The organism is Wolbachia endosymbiont of Ostrinia scapulalis (assembly GCF_023559145.1).
GTDB lineage: Bacteria > Pseudomonadota > Alphaproteobacteria > Rickettsiales > Anaplasmataceae > Wolbachia.
Genome location: NZ_CP096926.1, coordinates 772039 through 798174, shown reverse-complemented (window position 1 = coordinate 798174; position 26136 = coordinate 772039). Strand labels below are relative to the sequence as shown.

The following is a 26136-nucleotide window of genomic DNA, read 5'->3' as shown; positions in this document are numbered from 1 at the left end:
AACTTATACCTTATTATTCTATCTCTTTCATACCTTTATTTCCTTAACTTGACGCGTATGGAGGACTAGATAGAGAGGGGTGAGAGGAAAATCTGGGAATTGCTACTACTGCACTTAATGCTGTTAGAATAATAGCGACAGTGGCACCTACAAGAGGTAAAATATTCTTTTTATTAAATCTGCCATTAGAATCTTTTAAAATATCAAACATACATACTCGTCGATTACTAAATGTTCGTGATACTATGCACTAATTATAAAGTATTCAATAACTAAACTGGAGATAATAAAAAATGGACATAGAATATAGACATATAATATGAAGGATATATGCTAGTTAAAATAGGTACGAGAGGAAGCGACCTTGCGATCATCCAAGCTTTGGAAGCAAAACAAAGATTATTAGAGTCTTTTCCTAATCTATCCGTTGAGATCATTAAAATCAAAACTTCTGGTGATAAATATGCTAATGTAACCCTTGCTGAAATAGGAGGTAAAGGACTGTTCCTCAGGGAGATTGAGGCTGAATTACTCAAAAATAATATAGATATGGCGGTTCATTCGCTAAAAGATGTACCTGCGTTTTTCTCGAAGGACTTAACAATTCCTTGTGTTTTAGAGAGGCTAAGTCCATGTGATGTATTTATTTCTCATAAATATAAGAGCCTAAAAACTTTGCCACAGCAGGCTACAATTGCAACTTCTTCAATAAGAAGAAAAGTTCAGCTGTTGAATCTCAGGCCAGACTTAAATGTAGTGTCACTGCGTGGAAATGTGACAACTAGACTGCAAAATCAGAATTTTGATGGAATGATTTTAGCTGAAGCAGGGCTGATAAGATTAAAAAAATATCACTTAATTACAGAGGTATTGCCACCAAAAGTCATGTTAAGCGCAGTAGGGCAGGGGGCAATTTGCATTCAATGCCGAAAGAATGATATAAAAGTTATCGATCTTTTAGAGAAAATTAATAATAATATGTCTTTTATAAGGGCAAAATCAGAGCGCAGTTTCATGAAGACAGTAAATGGTTCATGCTTTACACCGCTTGCAGCTTTAGCAGAATATGTGAGTGAAAACATGCTACATCTTTATTGTATGTTAGCGGGCGAGAGAGTTATATACTTTACTGAACGCACTTCGTTTGTAGAAGATGCAGAAAAAATGGGTATGGATGCAGGATTAGAGTTAAAATCAAAATGCTTATAAGCTTACCTAAAGTATGTGGAATCTACCGTTATAATGTTTCAATGTCTAAAATGACTTGGTTAAATGTTGGTGGCCAAGCTGATGTACTATTTAAACCACGTGACGTTGAAGATCTAATGTGCTTGATAAAAGATACTGAGTTACCAATTAGCATTATCGGTGCAACATCTAACATAATAGTGCAAGATAGTGGCATTCGAGGAATAACGGTGAAATTAGGCAAGGAATTTGCATATATAAAATGTAAAGATAATAACTCCATTGTTGCAGGTGGTGCTGCATTGCTTAGTAACCTTGCATACTTTGCCGGGGAACAGCAAATTAGTGGGCTTGAGTTTCTTGCTGGAATTCCAGGAACAGTTGGCGGTGGGATAGAGATGAATGCAGGTGCATATGGTAGTGATATTGCGAGTGTTGTAAAGTTTATAAGGGCAGTGAATCTAGAAGATGGAAATTTATATGAATTTTCCAGTGAAGAAATGGGATATTTTTATCGTGGACATAGTCTAAAAGGCAGGTGGATTTTTATTGAAGCTGAATTTAAAGGAGTAAGTTCAGAGTATGAGCTTATATTGCAAAGATTGAAAGAAGTTATTGATAAAAAAAATAAAAGTCAACCAGTAAGAGGAAAAACTGCTGGTTGTATGTTCAAAAATCCAATAGGCTGCAAGGCATGGAAACTGATTGATGAGTCTGGCTGCCGAGGATTAAGTAACGGTAGAGCTAAAATTTCTAAGAAACATTGTAATTTTCTGCTCAATTACAATAACGCAACTGCATTCGACTTAGAAAACCTTGGCAACAGAGTAAAAGATGCAGTAAAAGATAAATTTAACATTGAACTTGAGTGGGAGATAAGAGTGTTAGGTAGATAGCTGCTGCTGATTATCTTAACCTAATTCCAAAAATTATTGTATAATATCATTTTGAGGTTTTATTTTCAATGCGCAAACTTGCAATGTTCTTTTCTATACTATTTGCAGTTGTCGCTTACTATTTAGATAATGAAGTGATATTTGAAGTAGCAAATCTATTTAGTGATATATTCATCAGTTTGTTGAAATTAATCAGTTTACCTTTGGTTTTTCTATCTATCGTGTCCACAATTTCAGGGTTTAAAGACTCAATTGAAATTAAAGTATTACTTAAGAAGACGCTGTTTTATACGCTGCTTACAACCATTATAGCTGCATTTGTTGCGCTATCTTTCTATTTATTTATAGATCCAGTAAGAAAAAATTTCATAAGTAACACAATAGAAAGTGTGAGTGACAGCAACCACAATTACTTTTCATACTTAAAATCACTCATTCCATCAAATTTTGTGCAAGTTTTTCTTGAAAATAACGTTATTGGCAGCATATTGATTGCTTTTTTGATGGGTGGAGCTATTATTTCGCTCTCAAAAGAAAAACAAGATATATTACACCAAATATTTTCTGCACTATTTGATACACTTCTTAGAATTGCTCAAGGGTTATTAAAGTTTATTCCTCTTGCTGTATGGTCTTTTATCACATGTTTTTTATACGAGTTAAAAGGTGGCAGCGAATTCCATAGTCTTTTTTGGTATTTTGCTTGCATAATGTCTGCAAATTTCGTGCAAGCATTTGTGATTTTGCCACTACTCATGTGGCATAAAGGTATATCACCAATTCAAACGATGAAAGGTGTTATGCCAGCACTTACACTTGCATTTTTTTCTAAATCATCTAGTGCAACGCTGCCTACAACTATAGAATGTGTGCAAAATCAGCTAAAGGTACCAAAGAAATTGTCATCTTTTATTCTACCAATATGCACAACAGTCAATATGAATGCGTGTGCTGCATTTATTTTAATCACAGTGATGTTTGTTGCAGAGATGAATGGGCACACATTTTCCTTAAGTGAGATGTTCATATGGATTTTTTTAGCTACAGGAGCTGCAATTGGTAACGCTGGAGTGCCGATGGGGTGCTATTTTATGGCAACTAGTTATTTGGTATCAATGAATGTTCCTTTGTACATTATGGGATTGATTGTGCCTATTTATACAATCATTGATATGTTTGAAACTGCAATAAATGTGTGGTCTGATATCTGTATAACACAGATAATTAATAAAGAATTTAAAACTCAAGAATGATATTAGATAATACAATAATAAAAGAATTTGAAGAGGCTGGTGCGATTTTGCACGGACATTTTGTACTCTCATCAGGGCTGCACAGCAACACTTACATACAATGCGCTAAAATTTTTGAAAATCCAAGCAGAGCAATGAACGTTTGTGAGCTATTGGCGAATAAAATAAGAAAAGAGCTTATTGAACCCATAGATTTAATACTATCTCCTGCAATTGGTGGAATAATCGTGGGTTATGAGATTGGTAGACAGCTTGGAATCCGAACAATATTTTGCGAACGTGTTAATGGTAAATTTGAATTACGCCGTGGATTTGAGATTAAACAAGGTGAGAAGATATTACTAATTGAAGATGTGATTACCACAGGTAAATCTTCACTTGAAGCAGTAAAATGTGCAGAAGAGAAGGGAGGTAAAGTTGTTGCTGGAGCTTCTTTGATCAAGAGAAATAGTGAAACAAAACTACCTTTTCCTATCATATCTTTGATTGAACTAAATATCAAAAACTATAGCGAGGAAGAACTGCCAAGTGAATTAAAACAATTACCCATAATGAAACCTGGGAGTAGAGAATATTTAACAAAATAATTCTATATATGGCTAAAGTGATTCAGTAACTTTTACGTGTTATATGTTGATCTTTTTGCATCAAAGTTAGATATTACAGTTTATTTTCCTGTATTCGTTCAACAGAATGGCAAAATAAGATAGACAAATAAAGATATAAAGTAAAAACAATAATAGTTGTCATTCCGGTTTGTGACACTTGCTTTATGTAGTTTCATTGCAAACGTTGTTTTTATTATAATACCTCCTATGATTAGTTTGCTTGTGAGCACCAGTGTCTAGGCACTGGAATGAAAAGAAAAGGCTAATTGAATGACAGGAAAGGAAGTACTAAAAACAAATAGGTGTCATTCCAGCGCGTGACGCTGTAATCCAGAAAGGAACAATGGATCCCAGTGTCTGAGCACTGGGATGAAACCTTTTTGCTTCAATATTTTGCACAGTAGCCATGCAACTTAACAGATATTTTTCTCTTCATTTATCCTCAGGTTTTTATGGGTTAAAAAAAACATAAAAACCTTATATAAAACCCCTGTTGTGATTAAAAATACACTAAATCTTGGTTTTCACATATTTCATCTTGTGCAGCAAAAGACAATAATTTTGCGCTCTCAAGGAAACTTTTTGCACTAGCTTCTAAGATATTAGATTTTATTTCTATAAGTTCACATTTAATCTGATCTATTTTCCCATTCAAATTTTTATGTGCATCTTCGATTAATTTATTCATTTCATCTTCTAAAAGTATTCTTATTTCTTTGCTTTGTGAAGTGACAATATCGGCTATTTTGTCTGTGATTTCAGGTTTTATAAGGCTTTCAATTTTTTCTTCAGTGTATTTTTTTACTGCTTCTTCTACCTGAGTTTTTATTTCTGGCTTTAGCAGATCTGCAACTTCCGGTCCTACTTTTTTCACTGCTTTTTTAGCATTTGCTTCTACTGACTTTACTGTCTTATCAATTGAAGTCGATATTTTTTTTTCTATTTGATTAGCTTTTTCGGTAGCTATTTTGTTAGCTTTCTCTTCAGCTAAAGTTAGCATTTTTCCTTCTATTTTTTTACTTCATCTTGAGCTGCTTTTCTAGCTTCTAGTTTTAAATCGTTACCCATTTTAGATATTACTTGATTCGCAGCTTCTTTTGCTGTTTTGCTTATACCAAGAATTTTATCAAACATTCCTGCACGATACACTTGAGAGCCGAAGTTTGATTCGTCAGCCAAATTTTTGTAATTGTATTCTTTCATAATGTACTCCTTAATTTAAAGACTGTACTAACATTAATATACAAGTACAAAAATTATATTAATATTAGTATAGTTTTTCAGGGCAGTAGTATAAATTTATAGTACCTTTTGAAAAAATTCATGACTTGACGACAAAGAGCATTATATTGGTATCATGACTGACTTGGAAAAGATGAGAGAAAAACTGCAAAATCAAATTAATTATCATAATATCTTATATTATCAAAAAAGTAAGCCAGAGATAAGTGATGCTGAATATGATGAACTGAAGAAAAAGTTAGCTGCAATAGAGCCAGAAGCTTATGCAACACAAGATAGTGTTGGTGCTCCGCCTGATGAGAGATTTTCTAAGGTGGAACATCAAGAACCTATGCTTTCTCTCGAGAATGCTTATGATGAGCAAGGTGTAGAAAAATTTTTGTCTAAAATAAAGAGATTTTTAATTGCAGATGAAATAGAAATACTATGTGAGCCAAAAATTGATGGATTGTCATTTTCTGCAATTTATGAAGATGGGAAATTTGTTAAAGCTGCAACTCGAGGTGACGGTTTTGTAGGAGAGGATGTTACTCACAATGTTGCAACAATAAAAGACTTTCCTAAGTTTTTACAAGATGTGCAAGGAAGACTAGAAGTAAGGGGTGAAATATATATCAGTAACAGCGACTTTTTAAAGTTAAATGAAAATAATGAATTCGCTAATCCTCGAAATGCAGCTGCTGGTTCTTTAAAGCAATTGAATGCGAACATTACAGCAAAAAGGCCTCTTAGATATTTTGCTTATTCTTTAATTGGTGGAATAGAGAAAAGTCAAAGTGAGATACTAGAAAAGCTTGAGAAATTTGGTTTTTGCGTAAATGAGCATCGTTCCTTAACAAGTAGTTTGAATGGAATGCTAAAGTTCTATAACGAGATCTATGATTGTCGTTATAACTTGGATTATGATATCGATGGGATAGTCTATAAAGTGAATGATTTGGTGCTACAAAGTCGTCTGGGAAGTACACACAAAGCTCCACGCTCAGCACTTGCATATAAGTTTTCTGCGATTTATGCGAAGACAAAGTTAAATAAAATATTTATACAGGTGGGTAGAACGGGGGTTTTAACTCCAGTTGCAGATTTAGTACCAGTCAATATTGGTGGAGTATTAGTTAGCAGAGCAAGTCTACATAACCAAGATGAGATAAAACGTAAAGATATAAGAGAGGGAGATGTTGTAACAATTAAAAGGGCTGGGGATGTAATTCCTCAAATTGTCAAAGTAGATGAAGGTTCTCGTCATACAAATATGCCTGAATTTGTTTTTCCTGACATATGTCCTGAATGTGGCAGTAAAGTGCAGATTGAAGGAGTGGCAGTAAGATGTCCTGAAGAATTTAATTGCAAGGCTCAAATAGTAGAAAAACTAAAACATTTTGTGTCAAAAGATGCATTTGACATTGTTGGCCTTGGTGAAAAACAAATAAAGTTTTTTTATGATCTTAGCCTAATAAGACAAATTCCAGACATTTTTATTTTAGAGGAAAGATTAAAAGAGTTTTCCTTAAAAGAGCATCATGGTTGGGGCGAGAAGTCAATAGCTAATCTATTAAGTGCTATACAAAACAGAAGAGTAATCACTCTAGATAGGTTCATATTTTCTTTGGGTATCAGATTTATCGGCCAAGTTGCAGCAGAATTGCTCGCAAATTATTATGTATCTTATGATAACTGGTATAATTCGATGTCATCAAATGATGTTGAGTTGGTAGGTATAGATGGTATAGGAGAAAAAGTAGCTGAATCTTTAAAATCGTTTTTTTCTCAGGAACGTAACATTAAAATGTTAAATGACCTTACTGCATATCTGCAAATTCTTCCCGTGAGCTCCAACTCTAGCAATTCTTTTTTGAATAACAAAATTATAGTGTTTACTGGTAAGCTACGTGCTATGAGCAGAGGGGAGGTAAAAGTAAGAGCTAAAGTTTTAGGGGCAAAGATCAGTTCAAGCCTTTCTACTAAAACTGACTATTTAATTGCAGGAGAAGATCCAGGTTCAAAATATAAAAAAGCAATGGAATTGGGTGTGGAAATTTTAGATGAAGAACAGTGGAACAAATTGTGCTAAACACAACTTAATCTGACGGGAATGAATTAACTGATAGAAGAATTGAAAACTAATATCAGACTCTTATTTAATACAATTGAACACTCCCTGCTCTTTATAAACATTTATGCAACAAAGCCAGTTAAATAGCTAAGCACCCCTCTAATATATGATTTCTCTGTGTGATTCATAGAGGTTATTACAGCAAAAATGTAAGATAAAATAAAAACTTTGACTTGTGATAGTTTAAATACCTTATTACAATAATATGAATAAATTCATCAACAAGAGGCAATCAGTAAATGGATACCAAAGTTAAGTTGCGTTTGAATTGGATAGAATTATACAAAAAATTAGGTCATGCAGGCAAAGTGTGTCAACACTATAACATTTCACGCTTTACCTTACGAAAATGGTACAAACGTTATGAAAAGCTAGGTGCACAGGGATTGTCAAACCTTAGTAGCAGGCCTAAAACTTTACCCTTACAAAAAATCAACGAGTCAAATGAGCAGCTCATTCTTCATCTGAGAAAAGCTAGAAAATTAGGAGCAAGACGTATTCAAGCTGAATTGAAGCGTTTACATGATATCTCTTTTGCATTGGCTACTATACACAAAGTTTTGAAGAAACACGATGTAAGTCTTTTACGTATTAAACGCCACTATCGCAAGCAGATTAAGCGTTATAACTGCAAAGTGCCAGGAGAGCGTGTACAAATGGATGTTTGCAAAATATCCTCGGGGCTTTATCAATATACTGCTATAGATGATTGTACGCGTTATAAAGTTATCGCATTATACTCAAGGCGTACTTCAAAAAATACTCTGGATTTCTTAAAACAATTAAGGGAAAGGGCTCCATTTCATTGTCAAAGGATTCAAACCGATAGAGGACAAGAATTTTTTGCTTACGAAGTGCAAGAGTGTCTAAAAGAATGGAAAATAAAATTCCGTCCAATTAAGCCGTTTTCACCACATTTAAATGGTAAAGTAGAAAGAGCGCAGCGTACAGATTTAGATGAATTTTATAGTAGCGTTAACATTAAGGATCATGAACTGCAAGTCAAGCTTAGGGATTGGGAAGAATATTATAATAAACAACGTCCTCATAGCTCTCTTCAGGGAAAGACTCCTTGGGAAAAATATAAAGAACTGGAAAAAACAATTCCTTGTCTAAGTGAAATACAAAAAAATTATATTTCATCAAAAGAAACGTTTGTCATGCAAAATTACAAACATGACCAAGAGTTAAAGTCACTTCAAAAATACAAAACCTCTTAACAGGTATTTCAAGTTCAGACTTGATCTGACAAATTAGTTGCAATAACCTCTATGAATCACACATTATATGGATCAATGCTGAAAGTGAGATAGCTCTTGTTGAATCATTTACTCGATTAGCGAAGAATAAACTAAGAATTGATATAAAAGATGAGAATGGAAAAGAAAAGGATATAAAAGCTCTCATAGAAGAGGTTTATGAATTTTTCAGTAATAGTAAAAGCTTGTTTATTTTTGATGATGCCGAGAAAAGTAATTATTTGAATAAGTTTTTACCAATTCATGATTCATTACCGGGTGGTAATGGACCTTATATTTTAATTACTTCTCGTAATCGAGAGTGGGAAAGGGGGATAGAAGTTATTAATCTAAACGAATTAAAGTCAGAAGAAGCGATAGAATTTGTAAAAAAGGGCTTTAGTATAGAAGATGAATCTCAAAATGAAAAGATAAAAGCTTTGGTAGAGAAATTACAACACTTTCCTTTAGCTATACAGCAAGCAATATCATATATTGAAGATCAAAGAGTTACTAGAAAATTTGATATAGATGATTACCTAAAGGAATATGAGAAAAAAGCGAAAGATTTGCTTAATTATGAAGGATTTAGAGGAATTGATAATAACTATGCAAAAACAACTTTCACAACTTGGAAGATTACAACCGATAAGATAGCAAGCAATGAAAAGCATGGAAATTTAGCTTTAAGGATTCTTGATGTTATCTCTTATTCTTGCACCTGACAATATTAGTAGAGAATTCTTTTTAGATTTGACAGGAAATAATGAAGAGGAATTAAGGTCTGCTGTTCGTTTACTTATAAAATATTCTATGGTTAATGGTGAACAAGAGCAAGGTGTGTTGAGTATTCATAAATTAGTTCAAGAAGTGACAAAAATAGCGTTAGAAGAAGAGGGTAAAAGCGAAGAAGTTATGAAAGAGACTTTCGAGCTACTCAGAGCAAGTTTTCCTTATGGTAGTGATAAATTAGAAGACTATTTAAAAAAACGAGAATTATTACCGCACTTAGAGGCATTTTTATCACGTATAGATAGTTGGTTAAAAAAGAATCCTCAAGATAAAGAAAAAATAGAAAAGGATTATCTTGAGAATTTGTTGATATTGATGAGTAACGGATATCTTAACTTGGGTAATCCTAAGAGGCAAAAGGAGTTGCTAGAAAGGACATTGCCTATTTTAAAGAATCATTACGGAGAAGATCATTTTGAAGTGGCTATAACACTAGTAAATCTAAGCATCAGTTATATAGCTTTAGGTGATTATGAGAGAGCAAAAGAGTTACTAGAAAGGGCACTACCTATTTTAGAAAATTATTATGGAGAAGATCATTTTCAGGTAGCTATAGCTAAAACAAATCAAGGTATCACTTATATAGCTTTAGATGATTATGGAAGAGCAGAAGAGTTGCTAGAAAGAGCTTTGCCTATTTTAGAGAATCATTATGGAGAAAATCATGTTGAAGTAGCTAAAATATTAGTAAATTTAAGTAACATCTATAGATACTTTGATGATTATCAAGGAGCAAAAGAGTTGCTAGAGAGAGCTTTACCTATTTTAGAGAAGCACTATGGGGAAGAGCATTTTGAAATAGGTATGATTCTGGAAAGTTTAGGCACTGATTATATAGCCTTAGGTGATAATCAGGAAGCAAAAGAGGTGCTAGAAAGAGCTTTATCTATTTTAGAGAAATATCATGAAAGAGATCATGTTGAAGTAAGTAAAATATTAGTAAATTTGAGTATCGCCTATAGAGGTTTAGGTGATACTCAGGGAGTAAAAAAGTTGCTAGAAAGGGCTTTACCTATTTTAGAGAAGCATTATGGAGAAAATCATTTCGAAATAGCTATAGCTCTAGCAAATCTTAGTAATGCTTACGAAACTTTAGGTGATTATGAGGAAGCAAAAGATTTGCTAGAAAAGGCTTTACCTGTTTTAGAGAATTACTATGGAGCAGAGCATTTTAAAGTAGGGATAATGCTAGAAGATTTAGGTATGTATTATCTAATGTTAGGTGATTCTGAAGAAGCAAAAGAGGTGCTAGAAAGAGCTTTATCTATTTTAGAGAAATGTTATGGAGCAGAACATTTTGAAGTAGCTAAAACATTAGTAAACCTGAGTATCAGTTATGAAGTTTTAGGTTATTATCAGAAACAAAAGGGGTTGCTAGAAAGAGCTTTACCTATTTTAGAGAAGCATTATGGAGAAAATCATTTTGAAGTAGCTATAGCCTTAGAAGATTTAGCTATTGCCGATGGAGCTTTAGGTAATGTTCAGAGAGCAAAAGAGTTGTTAGAAAGGGTGTCTGTAATATATCAAAGAGGTAAAGTTGAAGAATGTTTGCCAAGTACGAGTTCAGGAAAGAGCAAAAGAGAAGCGAAGATTGGGGAGTGTAAACTGTCTTGGGAAGACGTAGATGAATTCAATACAGAAAAAGATGAGAAAAGAGATTTTAGTAAAATTAAAATAGATAGTAAAAAGTTTATTGACTATATAAAAGATATACCAGAAGAAAAACGTTCTCAGCTAATTGAGCTAGCAGATAAAGTGCAAGTTAAGGGTAGGTTTAGCAATTTGGTCAATAAGCTTACCAGTAATCAGAAGGTCATGAATCATTTAAATAGAGTAAAGAAAATCTCTAGCATAACTATGCATGGAATGATAGCTAAAAATATTTTAGCTGACTTTTTAACCGGAGATTATCAGGGTGTAGCAATTAATGTTGGCTTTATTGCCGGTGGTCAAGGATTTGCTAAAGTTGCTGAAGTTGCATCTCGTAAAGGATTAAATTTGCTCTCAGAAGAAAAGGTATTACTTGGTAGGTCTTTAAGAGTTGCATCACCTTTTCTTGCTCGAGGTACTTCTGCCTTTATTATTTATGATTTAGTAAATCAGGTAAAAGCATTTAAAAATGGTACAGAAGGAGCATTGGTTGGCGTAGTAGATACCGTCTTGCAAGTCAACAAAAAAATTACAAAAATTGTTCAAGCTGTATCATAAAATTAAAAAATACTTCCAATTCACATTTTGTGTAACGGTACACAGATTATAGTTAGTGAATATGTTGATAAGTAAATTTCCGCTTTTTTGTACGTATAAAATTAATTTACTTATCAACATATTCACTAACCAGTTACAAAATTTGTGTAAGATACTATTTTACATAATTGGAGCGTTTTTTGATTTTAAAGCACTAAACTTTCAGCCAAACTCCTAGCTCTGTAGTTTTTGATATGATCTGGATCAAAAGCCTTCTTTGACCTTAAAACACCAAAAACAATATGGAGTAACTTACGCATTGCAGCTCCCACAATGGCCATGTTATGCTTGCCTTTCTCTTTTAACCTTTTGCAAAAAGTCATAATAGTAGGATTATGATTCTTAGCTACTATGGCAGGAAAGTACATTGCCTTACATAATGTTCGTGAACCGGATTTACTTAATCTGGGCTTGGCATGTACAGACGTACCTGACGTTATATTTCGTGGTATAGCTCCAGCATATGCTGCCAATTGCCTGGCATCCTTGAAAGCTTTTATGTTAGGAACTTCAGCCAAAATAGCTACTGCTGATTCTTCTCCTATTCCTGGAATGGTCAATAGAAGTTGAAAATTTTCCAACAATTCTTTGTGTTTATTTAATAGTTCACGTAAGGAGTTTTTTATTCTTTCTATTTTTTGTTTTATGTTCATTGCAAGGTCTTCCCAAGCATTTGCAACTTCTTTAGGCAGTCTCTCTTTTTTTTCTAAGTGGTTATTTACTAATGTCAATTCATCTTTTAACGCAGCCGAGCAACGATAAAGATGCTTTAATTTCTTTAACTCAGGAGAAGGTGGTGCCCAACGAATAGGTTCCTGTCTTTGGCAATAATCGGCAATTATCTCTGCATCAGTCTGATCATTCTTTTGTCGTATAAGCTTACTTTTTGCATAAAATCTTATACAAGCTGGATTAACAACACTCACAAAATGTCCAGTATTGTGTAGAAATTCAGCTAAGGCTTCACTATAACAACCAGTAGCTTCCATGCAGGCTTTTACTTGTTCTACATTATGCTTTTGTAGAAAGCTCAGTAAACCTTGAAACCCATGATCATTATTCTTGAAACTCCTTTTCCTGGTTTCACGTTTTCCTTTGTTGCTTATGAATGAAAGAGAAACATCAAAGCGATCTTTTGATATGTCTATACCCAAAAAGTTGTTGATCATATATAACTCCATACGTTACTATTAAAATGAAAAGTAAGGCTAACCTTGTGGATACAGAATTATAACCATTTAGGTCTTTCTACGATACCGTTCAGCCTATACTTTTGAGAAGGGAACTCTTGTCTACCACACAGATTTTATATCTAAGGAGATATTCAAAGTTCTTCCCTTCTCCACCTAATGCTTAAGCTTAAAACATCAGATGCTTTTGACAAGATACAAGGAGATAGCATTTACCTGGGAGTTGACGCTGCAGAGATTGGGATTGAAGTTGCTGAAGGTTTTGAAGTATTAGAAGGAGTTTCATCTATTACTGGACCTATTGGAGCAGGAGTTGGCACTGCAGTATTTATTTACACTGATATTTATATGGCAGTAAAGAGAGTTGATAAAATTGATGAAATTATTCACTTAACTAGAGGAGAAAAATTTATTGAAGGATTGCGTGCATTTATAGGTATGCGACCTGAACAATATGTAGAAAAGTTAATGGAAGAAAAACAACTTTATAACCAATTAGTTAAGCAAGGATTTGAGTATTTAAAGGAGTATAGTGATATTCAAAGCTATGTATTCCCTACTGGTAAATCAGTTGTGAATTCTTGTCGTAAAGTGCTGCACACAACATCACTTGGGATTAGACATTATTATACTGAAGAATGCACAACTAAATTTGAGATAGATTTAGACAGTACAGTACTGCTTGACAGAAAAAGAAATGATATAAAATGGAGCAGAGCAAGGCCGAATAATCCAAGTGGTGGAAAATTGTTTTGTTTACCAAAAGGAGATGATGAGCCTGCTCCAAGTTATGGCTCATATTTATGTAAAAATGCAATTGGTTTATCTGATAACAAGATAGAAGGATATACTCTGATTAATTTAGGAGAAGGTGAAGATTATGCAAAAGGATTTAAGGATAGTTCGAACATATTTGTAGTGAATGATGGGTCTAAAGAATATTATGGAGGAAATAAGAATGATATCTTTGTTTTGCAGGGAGATCTGATAGAAGGGTCTTTGTACGGAGAGGATGGAATTGATACCTTAGATCTGACTGAATTTGCTCAAGAAGCTGTAAGTGTGAATGTGTATTTAAATACAAATATTGGCACTATTATGTACAACAGATATGGTTATTCTGGATTTCAAATTAATTCAGTAGAAAGAGTGCTTGGTAGAAAAGCTAAGGCAGATCATATATTTAGTGCATGTGAAACTAAATTCTTGGATGGTAATGGTGGTAAGGAAGATCAACTTGATTATTTGGAAATAAAAGATAATAACTGTGTCTATGATATACAAGTAATAGTTAGAAATTACACTGAAGTAAATAATCTAGCACTCAAAGGTAACTTTAACTATATTGTACCATTTCAAAAAGGTAGTGCATCTGTTAAATTACTTGCTAATTTCGAAAATAACCATAGGTTTATATTTGACTACTTGCTTGCTGATATTCAGAATATTGATATTAAAGATCACAATAGTATAAAGTTCGATTTTTCCTCAAAAGTTGCAAATAGTAACTTTAGTATATCTATCTCATATAACATAATGAACAATATAATCTATCAATTAAAAGACAGTGCTGAAATAAAAGTAGGTAAGGAAAGAAACTTGTATGCAATACAGAATACTAATAAAACTATTGATGAAATTATAGAAAGTTACCCAGCTATAGCAAATAAACTCAATATGACTATCGCTGTTCAAGATGGTGATGAATCTATACTTGTTGGCTATGGGAAGTGTGAGGTAATTTACAATAATCCAATCTATAACAGTCACTTAATTGGAAATGGTGGTAAAAACATATACGTAATTACTATAGCCTCAGGTGAGCAAAGATATGAACATAATATTTTTTCTATGCCACAAATAAACATCTACAATCCTGATCAAGCAAGTTCTATAGATACGTTAGATTTACGTAACGTGATAAAAATAATACAAGATGATTTGAAAATACATATTAATCTGCCAAGAATTTTTCAAGATGGGAATGATTTGCTAGTTAAGTTAGAAACAGAAGTAAAGCAAAGCTTTTTATTAGAAGTGCCAACAGTAGAAGTGCTGACAATAAGATTAAGAAACGGTTTGGACTGGTATGGAAAGCTTTGTATTATCTCAGATAGTGCGCCTATGAAAATAAGTTCTGAATTAGAATTAAAGCCACTACCTTTGATCTTTGAAAAGGATAAAGAAATTATTGTGGTAACGGGTCAAGATGTGGAGAAAGATGCTGAGCTTATCACGCCTAGAAAAGGAGGAAACAATACGTTTGTTCGTAGTAATGGTCATGATCTAATAATAACTAATGCTTTTGATTCGACTATTACTAAAGATGATTTTTGCAGTATTACACTTAGTAAATTCTATAAAACACCTAAGATGAAAACGTTATCAATAAAATTTACTGATAAAGAGATAGTGTTAAAAGATTATGAGAAAGAAATAAGTACAGCAAGAGACGTTAATGTTGTGAAAAAAGAATATAAGGATCAAGTGTACGATGATGTGTTTACAGAAGTCATGTTATCTGATCAACCTCATAGACATAGGCAGCACATTAGAAACCGTAGAAGTGAGTACACAATGAGTAGTGGTACAAGACGACCATCTTCATGGATAAATGATTTATTTGGTTGGGTAAAAAGCTCTGTGAGTGGGTTATTAGATTCGAGAGCTGCTCTGCCTGAAACTTCAGCAAATTATTCTAATACATCTGGTACTAGCCAATTTAGTAGTGAAGTTTGTATCAGTAACAATTTTGGTTTAGGATTCTTCTTATTACAAAGTTTCCTAGATAAAAAATATCCTCTTCCTAAGTTTTGTTCTGCTACTCATGAAGAAGTGCTGGCTGATACACTTAATATAATGGAAGAATTTAAAAAGACACTTAAAAAAACAGCTAAACAATCTGGTGTATCAGTGAAAGGTTTTGACTTTTTTTAAAGTGTATTCAGATATAGCAGGTCATGTAAGGAACGAAAGATATTCTAAAATACCAAGTACATTATATTCAGCCGCAGAAGAAGCCTATCCGGAAAATGAGAAGTTTTTGAGTATTTTAAAAGGCAATATTGAAAAGATGTTTGATAAGCAGCAGATAGTTAATGGTGGATATCAACCTAATGACATTGCTGATAATAAACCTAGAAGCTATTTTAATAACACAACAGTGGACAAACAGCTACAAACCCCAGTTATGGATTATCCGAGTCAATAAAGCTTAGAAATAGAGGGCTTTTTCGACTGCATGGAATACGAAACTAATGTTGAAAAAATATGTACCAAAAAATTTATGGGGGATCTGTGCCGAAGCTCAAATTTATTTTTCAAACAACCAAAAACTGTCTCAATAATCAACCTTTTTCTCAATAGAATCTTCTCTTTTAAAGAAATTAGTGCGTTTTTCATGCCTTTTTTCACTTTAGTGACGAGTTTTAGACCTCTATCGAAGAGTTTCTCAAAGAGGTACTTCTTCTTTATCTCCGAACAAAAGTCCTGTCAATTTTTTAGTCAAATTTGGTGCAGGTTTTCTGTCGTCAACGCTGCCTTTAGTTAGCGTAATAACTTGAACTTCGCCTATTTCATTGATTACCAGATGCAATTTAAAACCGAACATAGGTAGTCTTTCCTATATTTGCCAACTCTTTGAAAACTTTATTTTTTGCGATCCTTTTTGCGTGGCAAACAGCGGGGAGGATATCAACACACGAAGGCACCTCCCCTTCCTTTTTAATAAAAAATATCTATATACCTATTATAATATACGTAAATGTATATTATGCAAAATATAAGCAAGGTTATGCGCTGCTTAAACTTCTCTAATTAGTGACACTCAACTATAAGAGTAGCTTGCATAGTAAAGAAGATACTAAGTATCTTCTTTACTATAGTTGCATTAGATTTAGATCTGATGACAACTCAGATAAATCGTTCAGCCCTTCCTGGAGCTGAGACGTAATAGAATTTAATTGATCACTAAATTTTACATCCTGTTCAAAGCTCCAATCACTTTCCCTACATTTACTCATGCATGCACTACGTAGTTCGTTATTATCCTGATGACTTTTAGGACATGCGCGTATGCAATGGTAATATTGTTTATAAGCTTCTTCTCTAGTATTATATGCAGCAGCACTTTTTGTATTACTTTTCATAATATTCTCCTTAATTAAAAAACTAGTATAATATTAACATGTAACTATAAACTTTATATTAAATATAGTATATCTTCTTTTCAGAATAACATAAAAAATCAAACTACCCATACCCTCTCCTAGCATTTGGTTAACCAGCAATCATTTATCGCTCTGCCGTAAGAAGTGTAGCCACTGCCAAGTATAGCCCTTCCCAGGCTTTGTTGAATAGCGAGTAGAGATGGGAGGCTTTGTTGAATGGCAAGGAATGAGGAGGAGTAATGAAAGGAATTTACGAGGCAAATTTAAAAATAGGCATACCTATATCAGTAAAGCTATTAATCAAATAGCATTTTAAAAGCACCTCTTGAGAGCGATTTACCTCAGATTGATTCTTAAAACTAAATCCAAATGTTTTTTTGAGCCTCAGGAAAAAACTCTCGATACGTGAACGTATTTCATACCTTGTCTTCTTTTTCCAGTGGGTAAGTTTTCCTTATACTAATGTTGTTGTTTCTTTCTGATAGAGAATCTATATTGCTGCAGATTTTTGCATTTTTTCTTGGCTTTATGATGGGTTTCAAATTGTATTGATTGTACAACTTATATAAATCATCTGTATCATAAGCTCCATCTGCACGCAGAGACTTAATCTTATAGATATCACCCATTTCCTTTAGTATTTTAGATGCTATCATGTGAAAGAAAATTAGTATATCGAATTGCTATTGCCTTTTTGCTGTTTACGTCCAAAGCAACATGTAGCTTTCTTATTTGATCTGTACCATTATATTTCCTTATCTTGGCGTTATCTTTGTTATGTTGAGTACTGTTACTATAAATATGCATTACAGTACTATCTATAGCAATTTCAATATTCTCTATGTCATTTTTATCTGTTCTGTGGTCACATAATTTCAAATTAAGTTTGACGAGAAGCTTGTGAATACTTGGAGATTCTTCACTATACTTTGTAAATATCCTTTTATAAATCCAACTGCTTGCCTTAAGCCTATTCTAAATAGATTAACGACTATATGTACTGCAATAACAACCTTATCGCTATAAATCTCCAGGAATTTTTTCTGAACTTTCGTACCAGTTTTCTATAGCTTCATCGATAAAATGAAAGACATTTCCTCTTTTTTCTAAAAATTGATTATACTCTTTAATGATTACTGACTTTCATCTTCTTTGGCATATACTCTACAAAATGTTCATTTCTTAATAAAGTAACCACTTTCTTTAGGTTTTCTCCCTTTTTTCTCCCATCTCTACTCGCTATGCAACAAAGCCAACTCGGGTTACCTTACTATGTTGTCAGCATCTTTGAGTAAGTAATGTTAATAAAAAATGAGTAAATGATCTATTTAATATTAAAAAGATGTTGAATATGGATAAATTGAGTCAAGATACAAAAAACAAGCTGCATTTTTAGTGGCTTATAACAGTAATAGTATGTATTATTGCTACCTATTACTACATGAAGGCAAAAGCTGCAGATAATTATAAAACGATATTACGCATTGCTTCTCAAAATTGTAACTTAGAAACTGTAAAATTCTCAGTAAAAAATTTATTAGATACTGATACACACATGCCTAAGTTAACTGCGTTACATTACGCTGCAGAAGGGGATGTTTAGAGATAGTTAGGTTTTTAATAGATGAGGGAGTTAACGTAAACATTATTAACAAGTATGTAAGCACAGCACTACATAATGCTGCATATTATGGTGATTTAAGGATTATCAAATTTTTGCTAGAAAAAGGCGCTAATCCTAACATTATAAACGATGATGGAAAAAAACCTAGAAATGTAGCTGTGTTAAGGTCAAGGCATAACAAAGATAAGCCCTATGATCAAATATTCAACCACTATGGATTGAAATCCATAGTGGTTGAATGCTGAATGACTTTAAGTTTAAAATTGAGAAAGTAGTTGTTATATATATCAGCAAGTATGAGTTAAATTTGTATTATGGACTTGAATAAATTTACCGAAAAAGCAAAAAGCCTAATCCAGAGCGCTCAAATGAAAGCATTGGGAGCTGGGCATCAGATTTTTATGCCTGAACATTTACTTAAAGTAATGCTTGAAGATGAGTCAGGTTTAGTTCAGGATTTGATAGGCACTTGTGGTGGAAATATTCAGAATATTTCTGATGCTGTGAGTAGTACAATTAAAAAGTTTCCAGTGGTTGGAGGACCAGGTAGTGGTGGACTTCAGCTTTCAAGAGAGGTAGCAAAAGTTTTTGATGATTCAATTGGTATTGCGAGGAGAAATAAAGACACATTTGTTACTGTTGAGCGGTTGTTGCAGGGCCTTGCTGCACAAAAAGATGAAATTGTAGGTAAAATTTTAGCAGAAGGTGGTGTAACACCGCAAAAATTAAATTCAGTTATTGCAGAAATGAGAAAAGGTGGCAGTGCAGACTCTCCAAATAGCGAGGAAAAATTAAATGCGGCAAAGAGGTATACAAAAGATATTACAGAGCTTGCTATGCAAGGTAAGCTTGATCCTGTAATTGGTCGTGATGAGGAAATCAGAAGAACTATGCAGGTATCGTTGAGGCGAACAAAAAATAATCCAGTACTGATAGGTGAACCTGGTGTTGGAAAAACTGCAATAGTTGAAGGTTTAGCAAACAGAATTGTTGCAAATGATGTACCACTTGGTTTGCGTGATGCAAAAGTTTTAGCTTTGGATCTTGGTGCATTAATTGCTGGAACAAAATTTAGAGGGGAGTTTGAAGAGAGACTAAAAGCAGTGATTAATGAGATTTCAAAAGCAGAGGGAAAAGTTATTTTGTTTATAGATGAGCTTCATACTTTAGTGGGAGCAGGAGCGACAAGTGGTGCGATGGATGCTTCAAATTTGCTCAAGCCTGCTCTTGCGCGTGGAGAAATTCGCTGTATAGGGGCTACAACTTTGGATGAGTATCGTCAACATATAGAGAAAGATCCTGCGCTTGCAAGGCGTTTTCAGCCTGTGTTTATTTCTCAACCGACTGAGACTGATACTATTTCAATACTGAGGGGTTTGAAGGAGAGGTATGAGGTGCACCATGGTATTAGAATCACAGATGGTGCAATAATCGCTGCTGCAACGCTTTCTAATAGATATATAACAGATAGGTTTTTACCTGATAAAGCGATCGATTTAATTGATGAAGCAGCAAGTAGGGTTAGAATTGAAATGGACAGCAAGCCTGAGGTTGTTGATGAGCTTGAAAGAAAGATTATACAGCTGAAAATTGAGTCAGAGGCTTTGAAAAAAGAAAGTGATGAGAACTCTAAGCAACGTTTAAAAAAGATAAATGAGGAAATTGAGAGTCTAAACAGTAAATTTGCTGACTTAAGCAGTAAATGGCAGATGGAAAAGAATAAAATAGCTAAAATACAAGAAACTGCTGAAAAATTGGATAACGCGAGGAAAGAGCTAGAATTGGCTCAGCGCAATGGAAATTTAGGAAGGGCAGGGGAGTTGATGTATGGTGTGATTCCTCAACTTGAAAATGAGTTAAAAAATCAGGAAAAAGTTACTGATAGTTTCCTAAAGAAAGAAGTTACTGAGAGTGATATTGCAAATATTGTTTCAAAATGGACAGGCATTCCAGTTGATAACATGATGCATAGTGAAAAGGAAAAGCTCCTTAACATGGAAAATGAAATAGGAAAAAGAGTAATAGGGCAGAGAGATGCAATTGAAGCGATAAGTAATGCAGTAAGGCGCTCCCGTTCTGGTGTTCAGGATACTAATCGACCTTTTGGTTCATTTTTATTCTTAGGTCCAACCGGAGTTGGAAAAACAGAGTTAGCAAAATCTCTTGCCGAATTTTTGTTTGATGATCAATCAGCACTTCTACGCTTTGATATGTCAGAGTATATGGAAAAACACTCCGTTTCAAAGTTAATTGGTGCGCCTCCAGGATATGTTGGTTATGAACAAGGTGGCAGATTAACCGAAGCAGTAAGAAGAAGACCATATCAGGTAATTTTGTTTGATGAGATAGAAAAGGCAAATCCAGATATATTTAATATATTACTGCAGATTTTGGATGAAGGTAGACTCACCGATAGCCATGGCAAATTAATTGATTTTCGCAATACCATACTGATTTTAACTTCTAACCTTGGCGCTGAGATAATGCTAAGAGGAACTACCGAATCTGTGAAAGATGAGGTGATGAAAATAGTTAAGTCAGCGTTTCGTCCAGAATTTTTAAATAGACTGGATGAAATTATTATATTCCACAGCTTAACCAAAGATGACATTGATAAAATTATAGATGTTCAATTCTCTTATTTACAAAAGATGCTTGCTAAGCGTAAACTGAGTATTAGTTTATCGCAAGAAGCTAAAGAACTAATAGCACAAACTGGATATGACCCTGAATATGGAGCGCGGCCTCTGAAAAGGGTAATACAAGAATGCATTCAAAATAATCTAGCTAAGTTAGTTTTATCGGGGGAAATAGTAGAAGGAGATGAACTAATGGTGTATACTTCTGGTAACGAAATCTTAGTTAAAAAGATCTAGATTCGCTGTGTATTTTTGTTTTGAAAAATGTGTATAAATCATAATGTTAATGTTGAGTCTTTATTTAAGCTAGTTGATCAAGGGAATAAAAAAGAGAAAGAAAAAATTAAAGAGTTTATACAGTACTTTTATAATTTTGTTTATAATAGTGACCTAAAAGTCAACGATAAATTTCTTTTATACATTGCAGAAGATGCATACAACTTCATTCTTAAAAAAGAAAAAGAAGAAAGTAAATTGGCAGTAAGTAATGTAAATGATATTTCAGGAATAGAAGGCAATTTCACTATAATTAAAATCACAAATTATGACATGCCCTTTTTAGTGGATTCTGTCATTTCCACTATTAAGTCACACGGTTTAACTATATGCTATTATAGTAACAGCATAATTAATGTTCAAAGAAAAAATAGCCTAATAGATAAAATTCATCTTTTGGAAGAAAGTAATGGAATCAAAGAGTCAGTAATATATGTAATTATTAAAGGCATAAGTGGTAGCTTTGTTGATACACTAGAAGAATCTCTACGAAAGACGCTAAAAGCAGTTAACTGCGTTGTAAAGGACTGGCAATTGATGCTCAAGAAGCTTCTTGAGCTTCCGGCATTGGATGCTGGAGGCAGAGATTTTCTAGCTTGGTTGAAAAATAACAATTTTGTATTTTTAGGTTATCAAGAATACATTACTAATAAAGAAGGAAAGCTTGCTCTAAGTGGTAAGGAGAGCCTCGGGTTAATGAGAGCAAGTGAAGAGTACCAAAATTCATCAATTTCTTCTGAAAGCTTGAATTCTTTATACATACTAAGATCAGACCTAATCTCAATAGTTCATCGGCGTACCTATATGAATTGTATAGGAGTGAAAGAATTTAATGATCAGGGTGATGTAATAAGGGAACAGCATTTTTTTGGGCTATTTACTTCTATAGCAGAAGTGCAAGATATTCGAACTATTCCGTTAATAAAGGATAAGGTTACAACAATAGAAAAAAAGGCAGGATTTGTTCCTGGTGGCCATAACAATAAAGCTTTAATTTCCATTTTACAGGCATTTTCTTGTGACGAATTATTCCAATCAAATGAAGACGAGTTATTTGAAACTTGCACCTCGATCATGTCTCTTGCGATTAGACCAAGAGTCAAGTTATTTTTGAGAAAGCTAGGGAACTTTATTAGTTGCATAGTACTGATACCGATGCGTTATGCTAGCGCTAGGCTAATGTTCAAGATACGTGATATATTGAAGGATGAAACAAGTGCAGGAAGTTCAGATATTTATAACAATCACATTATCAATGAATATGATCTGATGAAATTACATGTAGTACTAAAGGCCAAAAATGCTAGCGTTCTTGATTATGAAGTTTTGCGTATCGAAAACAAATTAAGAAACATTACGGAAAAGTGGGAAGATCGTTTTATAGACAATTTATATAATACTTTTAGCACTGTTGAGGATGTATTCATCCGCTATTCCAATGCATTTCCGGTAAGCTATCAAGAGAATTTTGAACCTCATGATGCATATTACGACATGAAAAAATTGGAGATAGTAAGGAAGAAAGGAGTAAGTGAGGTTGATTTGAGACTTACTTGTGACAATCTTAACTATCAGTTAAAAGTTTATACTCCAAGCAATGGTGGTCTTGAATTATCAAAGATATTAAAAATTACTAAGAATTTGGGAGCAAAAATTCTATCTCATAATGGTTATTATATAGAAATCAATGGTGGAATATGGATACACCACTTTGTGTTGTCAAGAGTCGATGAGTTAATAAGTGACATTACTCTGAAAGAGCAATTTGAAATAACGCTTGCAAAAGTGTTCAACAAGGAAATTAAAAATGACTATTTCAACAGTTTGATCATTATTGCTGGGCTCAAATGGAAGGAAGTACTTCTTATTAGGGTGCTAAGTGCCTATCTAAAGCAGACGTTATTTAACTATAACCCAGAATATATCCAAAAAGTGGTCTCAGAGTACCCAAAAATAGTGAAATATCTGATACAGCTATTTCGTGCAAGATTCAATCCTAATATAGATATTGATAGAGCAGAAACTACTAACATTTTCCAGGAAAAAATTGAAGAACTACTAAAAGAGATCAGCAACGTTTCACATGATTACGTTTTGCGTTCGATATTTAACTTGATAATGGCAATTTTTAGAACCAGTTATTATCAAGATGATAAGCCATACTTATCTATCAAATTTGATTCAAGTAAAATAAATGGTTTACCTGATCCGCGCCCATACCGTGAATTGTATGTTTATTCAAACCTTTTTGAGGGAATACATCTAAGAGGAGGGAAGTTGGCTCGTGGTGGTTTGAGATGGTCGGATAGAACGGAAGATTTTCGCACTGAAGTTTTGGGACTCATGAAAGCCCAGATGACAAAAAATGCGGTCATTGTACCTGTTGGCGCAAAGGGTGGGTTTGTAATAAAGCAAGTTTATAAAGACAAAAACATTTTAAGGGAGAAAGGTGTTGAATGCTATAAGAATTTCATCAGAGGAATGCTTGATATTACTGATAATGTAGTTGATGGCAAAATAACTCCACCAGAAAATGTGATTAGGTATGACGAAGATGATCCATATTTGGTAGTTGCAGCAGATAAAGGCACTGCTTCATTTTCTGATTATGCAAACGAAATATCCTCTGAATATAACTTTTGGCTCGAAGATGCATTTGCATCTGGTGGATCAGCAGGTTATGACCACAAAAAGATGGGTATTACAGCAAGAGGTGCATGGATTGCAGCACAACGCCATTTTTGGAGAATGAATAAGGATATTTACCAGGATACAACTGTTATTGGAATTGGAGATATGGCTGGCGATCTATTTGGGAACGGCATGCTGCTTTCAAGAAATATGAGTTTAATTGGAGCATTTAATCATATGCATATTTTTGTTGATCCAAATCCTGATGCGGAAAAGAGTTTCGTGGAGCGTAAACGGCTCTTTGAATTACCGTTTTCCACTTGGATGGATTACAATAGAGATTTGATTTCTCATGGTGGCGGGATATTTGAACGTAGTAGCAAACAAGTAGAAATTTCTCAAGAAATGAAAAAGTGCTTTGATATAATGGAAGATACATTATCTCCAAATGATTTGATTCGATATTTGCTCAAGGCAAAAGTGGATTTCATATGGAATGGAGGAATTGGCACCTTTGTTAAGGCAAAAAGTGAAAGCCATGGCATGGTTGGCGATAAAGCAAATGATGAATTAAGAGTAAACGGTCATGATATTAGAGCTTCTATGTTTATAGAGGGTGGCAACCTTGGTTGCACGCAGCTTGGAAGGGTAGAATACGCTAAAATAGGTGGGTATATCAATGCAGATTTTATTGATAATTCAGCAGGAGTAATATGTTCTGATCTTGAAGTTAACATCAAGATTGCTTTTGTTGCAATTATGAAAGAAGGGGGAATTTCCTTGGAAAAAAGGAATGAAATACTGGCTAGCATGATAGATGAAGTTGCATCTAAGGTACTTGAAAATCATAACAGGATTGAAACAAAAGCATTGCTTCTTGAGTGCTTGCAAGCTAAAGAAAAGTTGGAGCAGCACCATAAATTATTACTCAGTTTAGAAAAATCTGGGCTGTTAAACCGAAGCGTAGAATTTCTTCCAACTGAAGAAGAGATAGCAAGGATGTTAACTGGTGCAGAAGGTTTCAGTTCTCCTCAGCTCTCTGTTCTAATGTCTTATGCTAGAACAAGAATAAAAAATGAAATTATACATTCCGATCTGTCTGAAAAAGATCTTATATCTCATAACTACTTGCTAGGTTATTTTCCTAAAAAGATGGTAATAAAATTTAAGGATTCCATATTGAAACACCAACTTCGCAGGGAAATTATTTCTACTTGCATTGCAAATGATGTAATAAATAAGATGGGCTGTATATTTATTAATAACTTGGTTGAGAGTACTGGAATTAGAGTACATGAAGCAGTTAACATATATATTGTTGTGAATCACCTATATAATTTAAATAGCCTTTGGCATGAAATTGATGAATTGGATGGCAAAATTGATGCCGATTTGTATTTACAAATAGTGAGAAATGTACAAAAATTTATTGGTAGAGTGTCATTTTGGTTAGTAAAAAATCTTGGTGAACTTAATCTTACAGAACTAGATGATGTTACAAAATTTAGGGGTACAATTGAAACTTTAGGCCATGATGTTTTAGATGATCGCCTGTTAAAGATCTATAATCATGGATTAACCTCTTTGGTAGAGCTTAACATAAATAAAGATCTAGCAAAAAAGGTTGCTGATTTACGTATTCTTATTTATGCGCTGGACGTTATATCTATTGCTGAACAGACATCTTTATCAATCTTTGAAGCTGGTAGAATATACTTTAAATTAAAGTCGCTGCTAAGGTTTGATATGATTAGAACAATTGCTGTCAAGATTAAAAGCCATTCTTCTTATTGGGATCGCAGCTTAATTAATGATTTATTAGATGATTTAAGCAATTATCATCATAAGCTAGCTGTTAAAGTTATAAAAGCTACTGATAATCATGTAGATAAGGTTCAAACTTGGGCTCTTAATGATAAGGATTATATAGAGCGTTACAATAGCTTTTTAGATGAGATGGTTGCTTCTAAACTTGATTTAAGTAAATTAATACTCATAATCAGGAGAGTTAAAGTACTTGCTTCATAGGA

16 protein-coding genes and 3 pseudogenes are annotated in these 26136 nt (G+C 33.6%); 13 read left to right on the top strand and 6 right to left on the bottom strand.

The genetic code is table 11. The annotated features are described in order from the left end of the window. Positions 1-330: 330 nt before the first annotated feature. The 4 genes from hemC to pyrE all read left to right on the top strand — a co-directional run bounded on the left by hemC (position 331) and on the right by pyrE (position 3924). On the top strand, positions 331-1209 hold the full coding sequence (hemC, locus tag M1L26_RS03935; protein ID WP_211908397.1) for a hydroxymethylbilane synthase: 879 nt from the start codon (positions 331-333) through the stop codon (positions 1207-1209). Further along, positions 1200-2084, top strand: coding sequence for a UDP-N-acetylmuramate dehydrogenase (murB, locus tag M1L26_RS03930; RefSeq protein WP_211908394.1), 885 nt, complete (start codon positions 1200-1202; stop codon positions 2082-2084). The genes hemC and murB overlap by 10 nt, the downstream gene beginning before the upstream one ends. A 68-nt stretch (positions 2085-2152) precedes the next feature. Next, the gene (locus M1L26_RS03925; RefSeq protein WP_211908392.1) at positions 2153-3337 is read left to right on the top strand and encodes a dicarboxylate/amino acid:cation symporter; all 1185 of its coding nucleotides are present in this window, start codon (positions 2153-2155) and stop codon (positions 3335-3337) included. Beyond that, complete coding sequence (gene pyrE / locus M1L26_RS03920) at positions 3334-3924, top strand: orotate phosphoribosyltransferase (protein WP_211908390.1); 591 nt, start codon at positions 3334-3336, stop codon at positions 3922-3924. The genes M1L26_RS03925 and pyrE overlap by 4 nt, the downstream gene beginning before the upstream one ends. A gap of 520 nt (positions 3925-4444) precedes the next feature. Here the strand turns inward: pyrE and M1L26_RS03915 are convergent. Then, a complete protein-coding gene (locus tag M1L26_RS03915) occupies positions 4445-4945 on the bottom strand; it encodes a hypothetical protein (RefSeq protein WP_250119978.1) in 501 nt (166 codons plus the stop codon). An 8-nt stretch (positions 4946-4953) separates the two neighbouring features. Then, positions 4954-5148 carry a hypothetical protein gene (locus M1L26_RS03910; protein ID WP_246433227.1) on the bottom strand — a complete coding sequence of 65 codons (195 nt, stop codon included), beginning with the start codon at positions 5146-5148 and terminating at the stop codon, positions 4954-4956. A gap of 154 nt (positions 5149-5302) precedes the next feature. On the opposite strand from M1L26_RS03910, the gene ligA reads away from it, so the two are divergent. The 4 genes from ligA (at position 5303) to M1L26_RS03890 (ending at position 11538) form a co-directional block, all read left to right on the top strand. After that, positions 5303-7258 carry an NAD-dependent DNA ligase LigA gene (gene ligA, locus M1L26_RS03905; protein ID WP_250119977.1) on the top strand — a complete coding sequence of 652 codons (1956 nt, stop codon included), beginning with the start codon at positions 5303-5305 and terminating at the stop codon, positions 7256-7258. 281 nt (positions 7259-7539) lie between these two features. Next, on the top strand, positions 7540-8520 hold the full coding sequence (locus M1L26_RS03900; RefSeq protein WP_250119961.1) for an IS481 family transposase: 981 nt from the start codon (positions 7540-7542) through the stop codon (positions 8518-8520). Between the two features lie 32 nt (positions 8521-8552). Next, entirely contained in the window at positions 8553-9263 is a 711-nt protein-coding gene (locus M1L26_RS03895) for an NB-ARC domain-containing protein (RefSeq protein WP_370107314.1), read from the top strand. Next, entirely contained in the window at positions 9238-11538 is a 2301-nt protein-coding gene (locus M1L26_RS03890) for a tetratricopeptide repeat protein (RefSeq protein WP_250119976.1), read from the top strand. The genes M1L26_RS03895 and M1L26_RS03890 overlap by 26 nt, the downstream gene beginning before the upstream one ends. 185 nt (positions 11539-11723) lie before the next feature. On the opposite strand, the gene M1L26_RS03885 is transcribed toward M1L26_RS03890, so the two are convergent. After that, positions 11724-12746 carry an IS110 family RNA-guided transposase gene (locus M1L26_RS03885; RefSeq protein ID WP_070357039.1) on the bottom strand — a complete coding sequence of 341 codons (1023 nt, stop codon included), beginning with the start codon at positions 12744-12746 and terminating at the stop codon, positions 11724-11726. 180 nt (positions 12747-12926) lie between these two features. Here M1L26_RS03885 and M1L26_RS03880 point away from each other — a divergent pair, with 180 nt between their 5' ends. Continuing rightward, on the top strand, positions 12927-15704 hold the full coding sequence (locus M1L26_RS03880; RefSeq protein WP_250119975.1) for a hypothetical protein: 2778 nt from the start codon (positions 12927-12929) through the stop codon (positions 15702-15704). A gap of 1 nt (position 15705) precedes the next feature. Continuing rightward, positions 15706-15978, top strand: a complete 273-nt coding sequence (locus M1L26_RS03875; RefSeq protein WP_250119974.1) for a hypothetical protein — start codon at positions 15706-15708, stop codon at positions 15976-15978. Here the strand turns inward: M1L26_RS03875 and M1L26_RS03870 are convergent. From M1L26_RS03870 to M1L26_RS06580, 3 genes and pseudogenes are all read right to left on the bottom strand, one after another. Then, positions 15972-16450: pseudogene (locus M1L26_RS03870) on the bottom strand (IS982 family transposase); the annotation flags it as partial. The gene M1L26_RS03875 and the pseudogene M1L26_RS03870 sit on opposite strands and share 7 nt — an antisense overlap. Before the next feature lie 195 nt (positions 16451-16645). Next, entirely contained in the window at positions 16646-16915 is a 270-nt protein-coding gene (locus M1L26_RS03865) for a hypothetical protein (protein WP_211908070.1), read from the bottom strand. Between the two features lie 271 nt (positions 16916-17186). Further along, positions 17187-18095: pseudogene (locus tag M1L26_RS06580) on the bottom strand (IS5 family transposase). A 243-nt stretch (positions 18096-18338) separates the two neighbouring features. Between M1L26_RS06580 and M1L26_RS03850 the strand changes: the two are divergent. The 3 genes and pseudogenes from M1L26_RS03850 to M1L26_RS03840 all read left to right on the top strand — a co-directional run bounded on the left by M1L26_RS03850 (position 18339) and on the right by M1L26_RS03840 (position 26134). After that, positions 18339-18805 (top strand): annotated as a pseudogene (locus tag M1L26_RS03850) (ankyrin repeat domain-containing protein). Between the two features lie 69 nt (positions 18806-18874). Further along, positions 18875-21436, top strand: a complete 2562-nt coding sequence (gene clpB / locus M1L26_RS03845; RefSeq protein ID WP_250119972.1) for an ATP-dependent chaperone ClpB — start codon at positions 18875-18877, stop codon at positions 21434-21436. Between the two features lie 27 nt (positions 21437-21463). Continuing rightward, positions 21464-26134, top strand: a complete 4671-nt coding sequence (locus tag M1L26_RS03840) for an NAD-glutamate dehydrogenase (RefSeq protein ID WP_250119971.1) — start codon at positions 21464-21466, stop codon at positions 26132-26134. Positions 26135-26136 lie beyond the last annotated feature (2 nt).

Coding starts and splice junctions, on each gene's coding strand:
- hemC (WP_211908397.1), top strand. CDS start 331: ATGCTAGTTAAAATAGGTACGAGAGGAAGCGACCTTGCGATCATCCAA.
- murB (WP_211908394.1), top strand. CDS start 1,200: ATGCTTATAAGCTTACCTAAAGTATGTGGAATCTACCGTTATAATGTT.
- M1L26_RS03925 (WP_211908392.1), top strand. CDS start 2,153: ATGCGCAAACTTGCAATGTTCTTTTCTATACTATTTGCAGTTGTCGCT.
- pyrE (WP_211908390.1), top strand. CDS start 3,334: ATGATATTAGATAATACAATAATAAAAGAATTTGAAGAGGCTGGTGCG.
- M1L26_RS03915 (WP_250119978.1), bottom strand. CDS start 4,945: ATGCTAACTTTAGCTGAAGAGAAAGCTAACAAAATAGCTACCGAAAAA.
- M1L26_RS03910 (WP_246433227.1), bottom strand. CDS start 5,148: ATGAAAGAATACAATTACAAAAATTTGGCTGACGAATCAAACTTCGGC.
- ligA (WP_250119977.1), top strand. CDS start 5,303: ATGACTGACTTGGAAAAGATGAGAGAAAAACTGCAAAATCAAATTAAT.
- M1L26_RS03900 (WP_250119961.1), top strand. CDS start 7,540: ATGGATACCAAAGTTAAGTTGCGTTTGAATTGGATAGAATTATACAAA.
- M1L26_RS03890 (WP_250119976.1), top strand. CDS start 9,238: ATGTTATCTCTTATTCTTGCACCTGACAATATTAGTAGAGAATTCTTT.
- M1L26_RS03885 (WP_070357039.1), bottom strand. CDS start 12,746: ATGATCAACAACTTTTTGGGTATAGACATATCAAAAGATCGCTTTGAT.
- M1L26_RS03880 (WP_250119975.1), top strand. CDS start 12,927: ATGCTTAAGCTTAAAACATCAGATGCTTTTGACAAGATACAAGGAGAT.
- M1L26_RS03865 (WP_211908070.1), bottom strand. CDS start 16,915: ATGAAAAGTAATACAAAAAGTGCTGCTGCATATAATACTAGAGAAGAA.
- clpB (WP_250119972.1), top strand. CDS start 18,875: ATGGACTTGAATAAATTTACCGAAAAAGCAAAAAGCCTAATCCAGAGC.
- M1L26_RS03840 (WP_250119971.1), top strand. CDS start 21,464: ATGTGTATAAATCATAATGTTAATGTTGAGTCTTTATTTAAGCTAGTT.